Raw genomic sequence first — 14,732 nt, 5'->3', positions numbered from 1 at the left:
TTCTTTAACTTTAAACCCTTAAAAATTAGTTTGATTCTTAGCCTTACTTTAGATAACTTCGCTGTTAATTGAACTTTATATTAAAAAATGAACGAACTCAAAAGATTGCTACATGACTTAATTGGACTTACTGAAAATGAATTTCAAGTATTTTATAATCGATTAGAAAGAAAAGAATACAAAGCAAAAACATTAGTTATTAAAGAAGGGAGAAAAGCGAAGGATTTATACTTTATTGAATCTGGTTTTTTTAGAACATTTAAAAATATAGAAGGTAAAGAGTTTACAACCTATTTTTCTTGTGATAAACAGTTTATAACAATTTTTGATAGTTTTATATACCAAACTCCTTCTCTTGAGTTTCTAGAGGCCATTGAAGATAGCGTAGTTTATAAAATTTCTTTTGATAGTTTAACTCAATTATATAAAGAATCTCCTAATTTCGAGAAATTTGGTAGAGTTTTAGCTGAGCGAAATCACCTTTGCGCACAACAAAGAGCTCTAACTATGCAAACAAAATCGGCTAAGAAAAAGTATCTAGATTTTATTATAAATTACGATAAAAAAATTGTTTTGAGAGCTCCTCAATATCAAATTGCTAGTTTTCTTGGTATAGCTGCTGAATCGCTAAGCAGAATTCGAAAAGAGGTTGTCATTTCCTAACATTTGTCAAGATAAAAATAGTTTTCCCTCATTTTCTTTGTTTTTATAAATCAAAAAATAAATACAATGAAAATTGCATCATTAGTAAGATACGCTACACTATTAATCTTACTCATTTTTATAACCAGTGTTACTTTTAAATCATGTTCAATTAATCCAGAAGCTTGGTCTCCTCCCACACCTCCTAAGTTAGTAGGCGCGCTTCTTGAAAATGAGCTTTTAAGCTCAACCCAACACATCAATTTAGACGGTTGGTATGGGCCTGAGGATATTGCCGTAGACAAACAAGGAAACTTATATTGTGGGGTACACATTTCTGAAACAGATTTTTCAGATGGTAGAATTTTAAAAATTGACACATCGGGAAAAGTTTCTGTGTTTTGTAATACTGAATCTTGGGTTGCTGGTTTACATTTTGACAGCAATCAAAATCTAATTGCTTGCGACTTAAAAAGAGGGTTGATTAGTGTTGACAAAAATGGAAAAATCACAACTTTAGCAAGCGAAGATGAACACGGAAATAAATTTCTTATTCCCAATGATGTAGACATTGCTTCAGATGGAATTATTTATTTTACCAATACTTCTTCAAAACTTCCTTTTAGCAGAACCCATATTTGGAAATTGTTAATGGAAGCGAAACCCGATGGAGGTCTTTATAGTTACAATCCTAAAACTAAAGAAGTAAAAACACTCATAGATGGCACTTATTTTGGAAACGGAGTTGCTGTTTCTCAAAATGATGACTTTGTTTTAATGGTAGATTTAGCTAAATATAGAATTCTTAGATACTGGTTAAAAGGTAGTAATAAAGGAACAACTGATGTTTTTCTAGACAACCTACCTGGTTTTCCTAATGGAATCTCTAGAAGAGTCGATGGTAGCTTTTGGCTTGGTTTTTCAACTAAAAGAGATTCTTCTTTAGATGAAATACATTCTAAACCTCTTGTAAAAAAGTTAGTTTATGGTCTTCCTCTATTTTTACAACCTAAAGTAGCTCGCTATGGAATGATTATGCATTTGAGTGCTGATGGAGAGATTTTAAAAACTTATTATGACACAACTGGTAAAGTTGTGTCGGAAGCTAGTTCTGTTGAAGAGCATGAGGGATATCTTTATCTCGGCGGAGATGTGTCTGGTCATATTGGAAAATACAAATTAGAAGATTAAAATAAAAACTCCCGAATTGGGAGTTTTTATTTTATATATTGTCAATTAATGATAATCAACTGGAGTCTTTCTTACTTTCGTTAGTTGTTCAAATGTATATCCTAGCTGCAATAATTCTTTTTCAGTAAAAGGCTTCCCTATAAACGTTAAACTAACAGGTTCTCCTGAGTTTTTATATCCCATAGGAACTGTTAATGTCGGATACTTCGCTACTGCTGCAATACCAGAATGATAATTATTAATAGATAGAATAGCATCTAAATTTTGCGTTTTTAAATCTTGTAAAAACTTTTTACCATTAAAATTCAAACTATCTTTTACGACTTCTAACTGTGCTAAAGTTGTTGTGTCTTTTACTATTCCTTCAAATAGCTGTTGTCCGTAAGGAGCTCTTTTAATAAAATCTTTTTTGTTGTATGCAACTACATCTTCTATACCTTTTACTGTTAGCTCTTTGTTTGCATAAGTAGATAGGTATTTAGGTAAATCATGTTTCATATCTATATTTAGCAGCGTAATAAATCCATCAAATGAAATTTCTGGTGGAGTTATCTCTATAATTTCTGCACCAGCTTCTTGTAACTTTTCTACACTTGCTTTATAGATAGAATCTGTTAATATAGGTTTTAGTACTCCTATTCTTTTTCCTTTAATTGTGTAGCTTTCATTAAGCAATTCTTTAGGTTTAAAATCTTCTATTTCTAAAGAAGCAGCATCTTCGTTGTCTTTCCCAAGCATTGCTTCAAATAAAATAGCATTATCTACTATGCTTTTAGTCATCGGTCCTGGTGTATCTAACGTACTTGAAATCGGAACAATTCCTGATCGACTTAAAACACCAATTGTTGGTTTTAATCCAACCACTGAGTTCTGACTTGATGGTGAAGTTATAGACCCAGCGGTTTCTGTACCTACAGCAGCTACTGCATAGTTAGCTGCTACTGAAACTCCACTTCCTGAGCTTGAGCCTCCTGTTTCAAAAATTTTTCTTCCATAAGGATTTAAGGTTTGCCCTCCTGTAGCGCTATAACCTAACGGGCAATCTTCACAAAAGAAATATGCCCATTCACTTAAGTTTACTTTTCCTAAAATCAACGCTCCTGCTTCTTTTAATTTTTTAACAATAAAAGCATCGCTATCGGTTAAATTGTTTTGTAAGGCTACTGCTCCTGCTGTAGTTATCATTCCTTCTGCATCAATATTATCTTTTATTAGAATAGGAATTCCACTAAGCGAATATTCATTAACCTCTTTAGCCTCTTTATCTTTTGCTCTCGCTTCTTCTAAAACTTTTGGATTTAATGATATTATTGCATTCAAATACTTTGTACTATCACTTTCATATTTTCGAATTCTATATAAATAGAATAATGTTAGTTTTTCGTAGGTGAGTTTTTTATTTGTTATGCTTTTTTGAATAGTTGGAATATCTTTTTCTAAAATTAATGGTTTTAGTTGTTGATATTCTTCTTCTGAAAATTTTGATAACTCCTTTTCAAAAGGTTTAAATTCTTTATTTAAATCTAAAAAATTAGACTGTAGCAGCTTAAACTGCATTCTCTTCTTTTCATGCTCTTGCTGTGCTTCTATTTCTGAAGATTCATCATACTTTTTAAAGTACAATTTACTGGATGTTTGCTTGCATGAATTAATAAATAAAGTAATTAATAGTAATAGTAGTATTTTTTTCATGGAGTCAAGTATTTGATTATCAAATGTAATTATAAAAAACGAAAAGTTACTTTTACCCTAAAAAGAAGCTTTCCCGTATATGAATTCAAATAGCTTGCGGTTTACTAATTTTTACTTGGAGTAGTTGTTTACTACAAAATCTCCCCAATCTGCAATAGATTGCACTACTGGAATCAATGTTTTTCCTAAATCAGTTAAAGAATATTCTACTTTTAAAGGAGGTTTTGATGTGTACACCTTTCTTTTAATTACTCCGTCCTCTTCCAACGATTTTAACTGCAAGCTGAGCGTTCGTTCTGTAACCATTGGAATTTCTTTTCTTAATTCACTATAACGAAGTGTTCCTTTTATTAAATGAAAAAGAATGACAGTTTTCCATTTCCCTCCAATAATCCCCATGGTAAGACTTGTGCAACAAGGAAACTCTTTTCCTTTAAATTTAAGTGTTTTAGATGTTTGTACCTCCATAACTTATACTATCCTTTTTGACCGTTATTGCAAAGATAAAATACTATAATTACTTTTGCTACTATAATTTTTATAGTTTAATTAAAAAAATAGAATATGAGCTTTATAACATCAATGCAACAACGTTATACTACCAAAAAATACAATGCTTCAAAAAAAATTGAATCAGAAAAAATTAAAGAGTTGCAACTGGTTTTACAACTAAGTCCTTCATCAATAAATAGTCAACCTTGGAAATTTATTTTTGTTTCTGATGCTGATACTAAGCAACAACTTTCAGAGGTATCTTGGCTAAACACTAGTAAGGTTCTTGAAAGCGATACTGTTGTGGTGTTTAACAGAATTAATGACGTAGCATTATTTGAAAAACAAATTGAGGAAGAACTACCAGAAGGAGCTGTAAACTACTATAAAGAGTTTATAAAACCAAAACCTGAAGAAGAGATTAAAGCTTGGTTTGATAAGCAGGTTTATTTAGCTTTAGGAGTCTTTTTAAGTGCTTGTGCTGAAATGGGAATTGATGCTACTCCAATGGAAGGTATTGAACCTGAAAATTATGACAAAATTTTGAATAACGAAGGTTATTCCACTCTTGTTGCTGTAGCTATAGGCTATAGAGATGAAGAAGACTCTAACCAACCTGATAGAAAACCTAAATCGAGATTAACTCTTGATAAGGTTATTGAGACAATTTAAAAAATAAAAAAACTCCCAAATTGGGAGTTTTTTTCTATTATTGTTTCCTGTCTTTTCTGGAATAATATTACTTAAAGAAAGAATCTACAAATTCGTGTTTATTAAACACTTGTAAATCATCAATACCTTCTCCTACTCCGATATATTTAACTGGAATTTGGAATTGATCTGAAATACCAATTACCACTCCTCCTTTTGCTGTTCCGTCTAATTTTGTTACTGCCAATGAAGTAACTTCGGTTGCTTTAGTAAATTGTTTTGCTTGTTCAAAAGCATTTTGCCCTGTTGAACCATCTAATACTAACAATACATCGTGTGGTGCATCTGGTATTACTTTTTGCATTACACGCTTTATTTTTGTTAGCTCATTCATAAGGTTTACTTTGTTATGTAAACGTCCTGCTGTATCAATAATGATTACATCTGCATCTTGGTTAACTCCTGACTGAACAGTATCAAAAGCTACAGAGGCTGGGTCTGAGCCCATTTCTTGACGTACAATTGGTACGTCTGTTCTATCTGCCCAAACTTGTAACTGGTCTATTGCTGCTGCTCTAAACGTATCAGCTGCTCCTAAAACCACTTTTAAGCCTTTCTTTTTAAACTGTGAAGCTAGCTTACCAATGGTTGTTGTTTTTCCTACTCCATTTACTCCTACAACCATCAAAACATATGGTTTTTTATTAGCCGGTATGGTAAAATCGGTTTCATCACCAGTATTTGTTTCAGATAACAAACCTGCTATTTCTTCACGTAAGATTTGGTTTAACTCATCTGTACCTAAATACTTATCTTTAGATACACGCTCTTCAATTCTATCAATAATTTTTAAGGTAGTTTCTACACCTACATCTGACGATACCAATACTTCTTCTAAATTATCTAATACATCATCATCAACCTTTGCTTTTCCTGCAACTGCTTTTGATAATTTAGAGAAAAAACTTGTTTTGGTTTTTTCTAACCCCTTATCTAAGGTTTCCTTTTTCTCTTTCGAGAAGATTTTCTTAAAAAAACTCATTCTTAAATTTTATAATCGCTTACATAGGTTAAAAACTATACCGTTTTATTAATACGGTCAAATTGTCATTACTCTTGCGTTAGGGATTGAGGCATTTGTTGAAGCTCTCCCGATACTTCGGGAAGCGACTGCCGAAAGCCCGACCCGCTAGGGGTAATGCCCAACTTATACTTGTGTTGTTAATACAAACGTGTAAATATAAAAAAGCTACTCTCTAATGAAAGTAGCTTTTCTTTAAACTGTATACAAGAATTACTTTTTTGCTAAAAAGTCGCTTACTTGTGTTGGATCCATAATAGCTTCAACAAAAGTGTAAGCTCCAGATTTAGGAGACTTTACCATTTTGATAGCTTTGGTTAATCTTTTCGAACCTGTTTGTAACGATGCTACTGATTTCTTTGCCATTTTATATTAAAGTTTACGCCGTAGCTTATTATTTAATTTCTTTATGAACTGTCATCTTCTTTAAGATTGGATTAAATTTCTTTAATTCCATTCTATCAGGAGTATTTTTTTTGTTCTTTGTTGTAATATAACGAGAAGTTCCTGGTTGACCAGAAGCTTTATGCTCAGTACACTCTAAAATTACTTGAACTCTGTTTCCTTTTTTTGCCATCTCTCTAAAATTTTATCTAGTAAGGAATTATTTAGTTAAGAAACCTTTTTCTCTAGCTTCTTTAATAACCGCAGAGATTCCTTTTTTATTAATATTTTTTAATGCAGAAGCAGATACTTTTAAAGTTACCCATTTATCTTCTTCTGGAATATAGAAACGCTTAGTCATTAAATTAGCGTTAAATCTTCTTTTAGTTCTATTTAAAGCGTGAGATACATTGTTACCTACCATCGCTTTTTTTCCTGTTAATTCACAAACTCTAGACATCTTCTTGACAGTTTTTAGTGTTATTTCTAAACGAGGTGCAAATTTATGCATTTTAATTTACTGCACAAAAATATTCTCGATTAAATTTTTAATTAATTTTAATCTTTTCAAAACTAGGTTCAGCATCTAACCTATTTGGAAGCGTAACGGGCGCAAAAATACTAATTTATTTTAATATGGCAGCCTGTAATAGTTCTAAAGATTTGGTTACCGTTCTATTAATAACTTTTTCTCTCGGTTGCCCAAAATTAAACTCATGAACTTCCACTCCGTTTTTCGTTGCTATACCAATATACACCAAGCCTACACTTTTATCGTTATGATCGGTTGTTGGGCCTGCATTTCCTGTTACAGCTATAGCAAAATCTGTTTGTAATTTTTCTAAACATCCTTTAGCCATTTCCTTTGCTACCTCTTTACTTACCACAGTAAACTTATCTATTGTTTCTTTAGAAACCCCAAGTAGTTGTTGTTTTAACGCTGCTGTATACGTAACAAATCCGCCCATAAAATAGGATGACGCCCCTGAAACGGAAACAATAGTTGACGCAATTTTTCCTCCTGTTAAACTCTCTGCAGTAGCTACGGTTTTACCATATTGTTTTAACAGTTTCCCTACCTCTTTTTCTAATGAAGTTTCATTATCATCACCTACAATTATCTCAGAAATTAATTCATATAGTGCAGCAACCTGCTTCTCCATCTCTTTCGCTAATAAATCTTCATCGTTTCCTTTAGCTGATAATCGTAAACGAACACTTCCGTAAGATGGTAAATATGCTAATTTTATAAAATCAGGTAAATTATCTTCCCAATCAGAAATTCTTTCAGCAATAATTGTTTCACCTGTACCTACTGTCATAATGGTTCGGTGTAAAATAAATGGCAATTTAAAAGTAGACTGTAACTTTGGTAGTACATCATACTTCATTAATCCTTTCATTTCATAAGGAACTCCAGGAAGCGACACAAAAACCGTATCGTTTTCGTAAAACCACATTCCAGGTGCCGTTCCTAAACGATTCATTAATAAGGTTGCTTTTGATGGAAGCTGTGCTTGGTATTTTTGAATTTCGTTGAATGGGTGATTAACTTTTTTGAATAAATATTTAATATTATCAATCACCTCTGGATATTCAATAATCTTATCGTCTTGAAAATATTCAGCAATTGTTTTTTTTGTGATATCGTCTCTGGTAGGTCCCAATCCTCCAGTTATTATCACAATATCTGCTCTACTTTCTGCTTCTTTTAACGCATTTAATATGTGTTGTTTTTCATCCTGAATTGAGGAGATTTGATAAACCGAAATTCCAATTTTATTAAGTTCTTGACCAATCCATTGAGAATTGGTATCTACAATTTGTCCGATAAGAATTTCATCTCCTATCGTAATGATTTCTGCATTCATTTATATATCTAAAAAAGAATCCCGCCGAAGCGGGATATATTTTATTTTACTTTAATTTGAAAAGCTTGCTTTCCTTCTATAATTCCTGTTAAAATGTCATTCTCAGCCACCTTCCCAACACCTGCTGGTGTTCCTGTAAAAATAATATCTCCTTTTTTCAACGTGAAATATTGCGACACATAACTAATCAATTCATCAATTTTCCACAACATACTAGATGTATTTCCATCTTGCACAACCTCATCGTTCTTCTGTAATTGAAAAGATAAGTTTTCTAAGTCAAAGTCTTCTTTTGGAAAAAACTCTCCTACTATAGCACTACCATCAAAAGCTTTTGCTTTTTCCCAAGGCAATCCTTTTTCTTTACATTGCGCTTGTACATCACGAGCTGTAAAATCAATCCCTAATCCAACAGTGTCGTAATACTTGTGTGCAAATTTTGGAGAAATATGTTTTCCTACTTTGTTTATTTTTACCAATACTTCTACCTCATAATGAATATCATTTGAAAATGGTGGAATGAAAAATGGCATTTTCTTAGGAAGAATAGCCGAATCTGGCTTTAAGAAAACGACTGGGTTTTCTGGTCTTTCATTTGCTAATTCTTCTATATGTTTTGCGTAATTACGCCCTATACAAATTATTTTCATAAGCCCCTTTTAATTTCCCCAAAGGGGAAAAATCATACTCTTTTATTTTTATAATTTACTCAAACTAATTCCTTCCCTTTGAGAGGGTTAGGATAAGCTTTTAAGGTATCCAAGTTTTTGGGAAATTTGGCTTACGTTTTTCTAAAAACGCATCACGTCCTTCTTTAGCTTCATCCGTCATATATGCTAAACGAGTTACTTCTCCTGCAAATACTTGTTGTCCTACCATTCCATCATCCGTTAAATTCATTGCGAACTTTAACATTTTAATAGAAGTTGGTGATTTTGCTAAAATTTCTTGTGCCCAATCAAAAGCTGTTTGCTCTAACTCGTCATGAGGAATTACTGCATTTACCATTCCCATTTCATAAGCTTCTTGTGCTGAGTAATTTCTTCCTAAGAAAAAGATTTCACGAGCTTTTTTTTGCCCCACCATTTTAGCTAAATAAGCAGAACCATATCCTGCATCAAACGAAGTTACATCTGCATCAGTTTGTTTAAAAATAGCATGTTCTTTACTTGCTAAGGTTAAATCACAAGTTACATGCAAACTATGTCCTCCACCTACTGCCCAACCTGGAACTACACAGATTACTGCTTTAGGCATAAAACGTATTAAACGTTGTACTTCTAAAATATTCAAACGGTGGTAACCATCATCTCCAACATATCCTTGATGTCCACGTGCATTTTGATCTCCTCCAGAACAGAAACTCCAAACTCCATCTTTTGTTGATGGTCCTTCAGCTGATAATAATACAACTCCGATATTGGTATCTTCATGTGCGTCATGAAATGCATCTAATAACTCTGAAGTAGTTTTTGGTCGAAACGCATTACGTACATTTGGTCTGTTAAATGCTATTCTTGCAACGTTGTGTGACTTTTTATAGGTAATATCTTCGTACTCTTTGGCAACTTTCCAGTCTGGTTGTATCATAATTTTAAAATATTGTCGTTATTTAGTTGTACAAAAATAACATAATAACTTTATTTTTCTTTTCTATATTTGAACGATATAATTTACCCCTAATATGAAACAAGTTTATTTATTATTTACCTTATTAATTAGTACTAGTCTTTTCTCTCAAAAAGTTGTTACTCAAAATGTCAATTCAAAAGAGCTAGGAAAAGATAGAAACATAAAAGTCTACCTTCCTAAAGGATATGATGTAGATGAAACCACTAATTATCCTCTAGCTATTGTTTTAGGTGATGAGTACCTTTTTGATTTATATGTAGGAAATGCTAAGCTTTATGCAAATGTAGATAAAGCGCCTAGACAAATTGTGGTAGGAATTGATATGAAAAACACTTATGGAAAAGATATTTCTATTATACCATCTAATAATTCCTTAACAAGTACTGGTGTACATTTTTTTAATTTTATTAAACATGAATTGATTCCTTTTATGGAAGGGAATTTTAGAACTTCTCCTTTTATGACAATTGTTGGTGAAGGAAAGGCTGCTAATTTTATCACTCATTATTTAAAGGATGAAAGGCCAGTTTTCAACTCATATATCTGTATAACACCTGACTTTCCTCAGTTTGCTCCTGCAATAATGGAATCATACTCTCTTAACAGACTAGGTTCTATAGATAACACTTACTTCTTGTATACAAGTAATAATAAAAAGTATATTGATACTAAGCAATATAATAGATTTAGTGATATTAAAACTTTGTTAACATCTTATGAAGCTAAAAACTTTAATGTCACTTTTGATGAATTTGATTCTTCTCCTAGCTATTTAGCTATGATTGGAGAAACTATTCCTAGAGCTTTTACACAAATGTTTAGTTTATATTCTAAGATTACTAAAGAGGAATATGAAGCTAATGTAAAAGATCTAGCTCCTTTAGATGCTATTAAGTACGTTGAGAAAAAATATTTAGACATTCAATATCTGTACGGTTCTAACTTAAATGTTCGTTTGGATGATATTTTTGTTATTGAAGATATTGTAATTGACAGACAAGATGGTGATTACCTTAGAGTTTTAGGTGACTTTGTAATGATAAAGTATCCTGATTCTCACATGGGTGATTTTTACATAGGTAAGTATTACGAGTTAGGAAAGGATTATGAAAAGGCTGATTTTTACTATAAAGCTGCTTATGGTAAAATGGATCCTTCTGACCCTAATGCAAATGCTTTTTACGAAAATATTAAGCGTGTAAACGATTTAATGGGAAGTAAGAAGAAAGAAGAAATTAAAAATAATGACGAGGAAATTATTGAAGAACAAGAGGAAGAAGGACAAGAATAGGTTATTTTAACACTATTCTGTCTTCTTGTAATTCTATTTTTTTACTCTTATACAAGCTGCCAATAGCTCTCTTGAATGCTTTTTTACTCATTTGTAAGTGAAATTTAATTGATTCAGGAGAGCTTTTATCTGTTAATAATAAAAAGCCTTTTTCTTCTAACTTTTTAAGTATTTTTTCTACATCTGAATCAATTACATTTTTAAATCCTTGTGGGCGTAATGATACATCTACCTTTTCATCCTCACGTATCTTTTTAATGTACCCTACTGTTCGCATTCCTTCTTCTACATCACTAAAAACTTCATTATTATATAGCAAACCTTCGTAAGCTTCATTAATCAAAACCGTATAACCTAACGCGGTTTGAACTCCGATAACTAAATCTACCTTATCACCTTCTTTTAATTCCATCTTATAAGTTTTTAAAATAGTTTTTTAAAACTACATCATTTATTTCTTTTGGAGTAAAAACCTCCATTATTTTTGGTTGATTCGATTCTGAATAAAACGAAGTCAAACTTGTTTGCAAACTCTTTAAATCTTTTACTTGAACATATTCAAAACCATACGTTTTTGACAAGTACTCTGCTGTTAAATTATGTGGTGTTTCAAAATACTCAGTCGCATTTGTTGTTAACGGTCCTGGGATATATCTAAAAATACCGCCTCCTGCATTGTTTAAAATAATAATTCTAAAATTCTTCGGAATATTTGTATTCCATAACGCATTGCTATCGTAAAAGAAACTTAGATCCCCTGTAATAAATACTGTTTGATTTTTTGAAGCAAATGCAGCTCCTACAGCTGTACTAGTACTCCCATCAATTCCACTTGTTCCTCTATTACAAAATACTTGTAGTGTGGAGTTCACATCAAACAATTGCGAGTATCTGATTATAGAACTGTTACTAATTTGTACTTGTGAATTATCAGGAATATTATTTAAAATGACTTCAAAAGATTTTAAATCCGAATATTCGCAATTTTTCAAATATTCTTCATGCTTAATAGCTCTAAGTTTTTTCTCTTCCAGCCATCTTGTTTGATAATTACTTTCAACATTTCTCTTTTCCTCAGAGAGTTCTGTTAAAAATGTAACTGGTTTTATCTGTATAAACTCAGACAAACAATGATAGGTATCCATTGCCTTTAACTCATCAACATGCCAATGATGTTTTGGTTGTAACTTTCGTAAGAATTGTTTTATTCTTTTTGATATTACCATTCCTCCTAAAGTAACTAATACTTCAGGTTGTAGTTCTTTATACTCGTCTTCAGTTAGCTTAGATATTAATTTATCAATACTATTAATAAATTTTGAATGGTATATATTTGATGTTGTTTCTGTAAACACTAAAACAGAAGTATCTTCAGCATACACATTCAATATTTTTTGAAGTTCAGCATCTGGAAAACTACTTCCTACCAAAATCATTTTTTTAGTTGAAGTATTCCATATAGAAGTTAATTTGTTTAAATCAACAAACTGATTCTTTTTGCTAGCAATAACACTTGAAAAATCAAAAGGTGTTAGTTCTTCTACCGTTTCGTATAAAGGCTCATCAAACGGAACATTTATATGAACTGGCCCTTTTTGAGTGATTGAAGTTTGCAATGCTTCAATTAATAAACTGATATTATTTTTTAACTGACTTTCTTCTTCAATCAAATTAGCAGAAAACAAAATATGGTTTTCAAACACATTTTCTTGACGAATAGTTTGTCCGTCACCAATATCAATTAAATGTTTAGGTCTGTCTGCTGAAATTACAACTAATGGAATGTTACTATAAAAAGCTTCTGCTATCGCAGGATAATAATTCAACAAAGCTGACCCTGAAGAACACACAATAGCTACAGGTTGCTGCTTTTGTTGTGCTATTCCCATTGCAAAAAAGGCTGCACAACGCTCATCTACTACACTTAATGTTTTTATTTCTGGATGATTTGAAAATCCAACTGTAAGTGGTGCATTACGAGAGCCTGGAGAAATTACAACAGTATCAATATTAAATTGATTACATGCTGAAACTACTAATTGCGCGAGTTCTTTTTTTGGGAACATTTATTTTTAAGTTAAAAAATGTCATTTCGAAAAAACGAAAAACCTTTTTGATTAAGTAGATTTTTCACTTCTGTCGAAATGACATTGTATTTTTTCCAACTAAAGTTGGTTAGTTTCCTTTTTTATAATCTGCTAAAAATTTAGCTAAACCAATATCTGTTAAAGGGTGTTTTAATAATCCTTCAATAGCACTTAAAGGTCCAGTCATAACATCAGCACCAATCTTAGCACAATCAATAACGTGCATAGTATGACGTACAGATGCTGCTAAAATCTCTGTTTCAAATGCGTAATTATCAAAAATCTGACGAATTTCAGCTATTAGATTTAAACCATCTGTAGAAATATCGTCTAAACGACCGATAAACGGAGATACATACGTTGCTCCTGCTTTTGCAGCCAATAATGCTTGACCTGCAGAGAATACTAAAGTTACATTGGTTTTTATTCCTTTATCAGAAAAATATTTACATGCTTTAATACCATCTTTAATCATAGGTAATTTTACTACGATTTGAGGATTTAAAGCAGCTAACGCTTCACCTTCCTTCACCATACCGTCAAAATCAGTAGAGATTACCTCAGCAGAAACATCTCCTTCTACTATTTCGCAAATTGCTTTGTAGTGATTGATAATGTTATCTTCTCCTGTTATTCCTTCTTTAGCCATTAATGACGGGTTTGTTGTTACTCCGTCTAAAATACCTAAAGCCTGTGCTTCTCTAATTTGATCTAAGTTAGCTGTATCAATAAAAAATTTCATCTGTATATTTATTATGTAGTTGTGTCCTAATTTTTAAATTTTATGAGAGTACAACTCTCTTTAAAACAACGTATAAAACAATATTTTATGCCGTAATTTTCTTTCATTACTAATCTTCTGCGAATTTACAATTTATAATGATTCATTAGTAATTTTTCATAAACTTTATCAGGTAAGATTCTTTTTAATACAATTGAAAATTTCTCCATAAACCCTCCTACTTTATAGTGAATTTTAGGACTCTTATTTTCAATGATTTTATAAATTGCTTCTGCCATAAGTATTGGGTCTGCTCCTGAATCAACATGAGCATCCATCAACGCTAAATTTTCAGCATATTTTTCTTTGTAAGCAGAATTTTCAAAAACAGGTGTATGGTATCTTCCCGCAGCAATATTCGTGGCAAAATCTCCTGGAGCTACGTTTACAACCTTAATTCCAAAGCTTTTTACCTCCATACTCAACGCTTCTGTTACTAATTCTAACGCTCCTTTACTTGCAGAATAAATCCCTCTAAAAGGTAAACCCATGTACCCTGCGATTGATGTTGTATTAATAATCGTACCCGATTGTTGCTTTCTCATGTGAGGCAATACTTCTTTAACAACATCAATTACTCCAAAAAAGTTTGTATTAAAATTATCTTTCATTTCTTCTGTCGGAGTATCTTCAATTGGACCAGTAATTCCTTTTCCTGCATTATTTATCAACACATCAATCTTTCCTTCAGCAGTGATTACTTCTTCTACAGCTTTCTTAATAGACTCTTGATTGGTTACATCTAATGCTACCATTTGAAATGGAGTAGTTACTTTTTGTGGATTTCTACTTGTTCCGTAAACTTTAAAGCCTCTGTCGTGTAAATAGGTAGCTATTGATTTCCCTATTCCTGAAGAAGCTCCTGTAATGAAAACTGTTTTTGACATTGTTCTTATTTTAAGCAAATATCTTAAAGTTAGCTTCAATAAAAAAACTT

17 protein-coding genes are annotated in these 14,732 nt (G+C 31.8%); 4 read left to right on the top strand and 13 right to left on the bottom strand.

The window, feature by feature from the left end; all coding sequences use genetic code 11:
• The first annotated feature begins 87 nt into the window (after positions 1–87).
• Together LCI24_RS15500 and LCI24_RS15495 are read left to right on the top strand one after the other, a co-directional pair.
• Positions 88–663, top strand: coding sequence for a Crp/Fnr family transcriptional regulator (locus tag LCI24_RS15500; protein WP_274641191.1), 576 nt, complete (start codon positions 88–90; stop codon positions 661–663).
• A gap of 66 nt (positions 664–729) precedes the next feature.
• Entirely contained in the window at positions 730–1,833 is a 1,104-nt protein-coding gene (locus tag LCI24_RS15495; protein WP_274641190.1) for an SMP-30/gluconolactonase/LRE family protein, read from the top strand.
• A 45-nt stretch (positions 1,834–1,878) separates the two neighbouring features.
• Here LCI24_RS15495 and LCI24_RS15490 read toward each other — a convergent pair whose 3' ends face one another.
• Together LCI24_RS15490 and LCI24_RS15485 are read right to left on the bottom strand one after the other, a co-directional pair.
• Positions 1,879–3,525, bottom strand: a complete 1,647-nt coding sequence (locus tag LCI24_RS15490) for an amidase family protein (RefSeq protein ID WP_274641189.1) — start codon at positions 3,523–3,525, stop codon at positions 1,879–1,881.
• 111 nt (positions 3,526–3,636) lie between these two features.
• Positions 3,637–3,993: a winged helix-turn-helix transcriptional regulator gene (locus LCI24_RS15485; protein WP_274641188.1), complete on the bottom strand. Its 357-nt coding sequence runs from the start codon at positions 3,991–3,993 to the stop codon at positions 3,637–3,639.
• A gap of 96 nt (positions 3,994–4,089) precedes the next feature.
• Between LCI24_RS15485 and LCI24_RS15480 the strand changes: the two genes are divergently transcribed.
• Positions 4,090–4,689 (top strand): nitroreductase family protein, encoded by a 600-nt coding sequence (locus LCI24_RS15480; protein ID WP_274641187.1) that lies wholly within the window; start codon positions 4,090–4,092, stop codon positions 4,687–4,689.
• Positions 4,690–4,756: 67 nt separating this feature from the next.
• Here LCI24_RS15480 and ftsY read toward each other — a convergent pair whose 3' ends face one another.
• The 7 genes from ftsY to LCI24_RS15445 all read right to left on the bottom strand — a co-directional run bounded on the left by ftsY (position 4,757) and on the right by LCI24_RS15445 (position 9,594).
• Positions 4,757–5,710, bottom strand: coding sequence for a signal recognition particle-docking protein FtsY (gene ftsY, locus LCI24_RS15475; RefSeq protein WP_274641186.1), 954 nt, complete (start codon positions 5,708–5,710; stop codon positions 4,757–4,759).
• A 252-nt stretch (positions 5,711–5,962) separates the two neighbouring features.
• On the bottom strand, positions 5,963–6,115 hold the full coding sequence (locus LCI24_RS15470) for a DUF4295 domain-containing protein (RefSeq protein WP_274641185.1): 153 nt from the start codon (positions 6,113–6,115) through the stop codon (positions 5,963–5,965).
• A gap of 28 nt (positions 6,116–6,143) precedes the next feature.
• The gene (gene rpmG, locus LCI24_RS15465; protein WP_013070733.1) at positions 6,144–6,326 is read right to left on the bottom strand and encodes a 50S ribosomal protein L33; all 183 of its coding nucleotides are present in this window, start codon (positions 6,324–6,326) and stop codon (positions 6,144–6,146) included.
• A gap of 27 nt (positions 6,327–6,353) precedes the next feature.
• Positions 6,354–6,593: a 50S ribosomal protein L28 gene (rpmB, locus tag LCI24_RS15460; RefSeq protein ID WP_047790661.1), complete on the bottom strand. Its 240-nt coding sequence runs from the start codon at positions 6,591–6,593 to the stop codon at positions 6,354–6,356.
• A gap of 166 nt (positions 6,594–6,759) precedes the next feature.
• On the bottom strand, positions 6,760–8,004 hold the full coding sequence (locus LCI24_RS15455; protein WP_274641184.1) for a competence/damage-inducible protein A: 1,245 nt from the start codon (positions 8,002–8,004) through the stop codon (positions 6,760–6,762).
• A 41-nt stretch (positions 8,005–8,045) separates the two neighbouring features.
• Positions 8,046–8,654: a fumarylacetoacetate hydrolase family protein gene (locus LCI24_RS15450; protein ID WP_274641183.1), complete on the bottom strand. Its 609-nt coding sequence runs from the start codon at positions 8,652–8,654 to the stop codon at positions 8,046–8,048.
• A 100-nt stretch (positions 8,655–8,754) separates the two neighbouring features.
• The gene (locus LCI24_RS15445; protein WP_047790629.1) at positions 8,755–9,594 is read right to left on the bottom strand and encodes a 1,4-dihydroxy-2-naphthoyl-CoA synthase; all 840 of its coding nucleotides are present in this window, start codon (positions 9,592–9,594) and stop codon (positions 8,755–8,757) included.
• A gap of 94 nt (positions 9,595–9,688) precedes the next feature.
• Here LCI24_RS15445 and LCI24_RS15440 point away from each other — a divergent pair, with 94 nt between their 5' ends.
• Complete coding sequence (locus tag LCI24_RS15440; protein ID WP_274641182.1) at positions 9,689–10,927, top strand: alpha/beta hydrolase-fold protein; 1,239 nt, start codon at positions 9,689–9,691, stop codon at positions 10,925–10,927.
• A gap of 1 nt (position 10,928) precedes the next feature.
• On the opposite strand, the gene LCI24_RS15435 is transcribed toward LCI24_RS15440, so the two are convergent.
• The 4 genes from LCI24_RS15435 to LCI24_RS15420 all read right to left on the bottom strand — a co-directional run bounded on the left by LCI24_RS15435 (position 10,929) and on the right by LCI24_RS15420 (position 14,682).
• Positions 10,929–11,339 carry a S1 RNA-binding domain-containing protein gene (locus tag LCI24_RS15435; RefSeq protein ID WP_274641181.1) on the bottom strand — a complete coding sequence of 137 codons (411 nt, stop codon included), beginning with the start codon at positions 11,337–11,339 and terminating at the stop codon, positions 10,929–10,931.
• Position 11,340: 1 nt separating this feature from the next.
• Complete coding sequence (gene menD, locus LCI24_RS15430) at positions 11,341–12,993, bottom strand: 2-succinyl-5-enolpyruvyl-6-hydroxy-3-cyclohexene-1-carboxylic-acid synthase (protein ID WP_274641180.1); 1,653 nt, start codon at positions 12,991–12,993, stop codon at positions 11,341–11,343.
• A gap of 109 nt (positions 12,994–13,102) precedes the next feature.
• On the bottom strand, positions 13,103–13,756 hold the full coding sequence (gene fsa / locus LCI24_RS15425; RefSeq protein WP_274641179.1) for a fructose-6-phosphate aldolase: 654 nt from the start codon (positions 13,754–13,756) through the stop codon (positions 13,103–13,105).
• A 125-nt stretch (positions 13,757–13,881) separates the two neighbouring features.
• Positions 13,882–14,682, bottom strand: coding sequence for an SDR family oxidoreductase (locus tag LCI24_RS15420; protein WP_274641178.1), 801 nt, complete (start codon positions 14,680–14,682; stop codon positions 13,882–13,884).
• Positions 14,683–14,732: the final 50 nt, after the last annotated feature.

Source organism: Tenacibaculum larymnensis (assembly GCF_028829235.1).
In the GTDB taxonomy this organism is placed as follows: Bacteria; Bacteroidota; Bacteroidia; order Flavobacteriales; family Flavobacteriaceae; genus Polaribacter; species Polaribacter larymnensis.
Note: the sequence above shows the minus strand (reverse complement) of the source record. Positions and strands in the feature narration are given on the sequence as shown.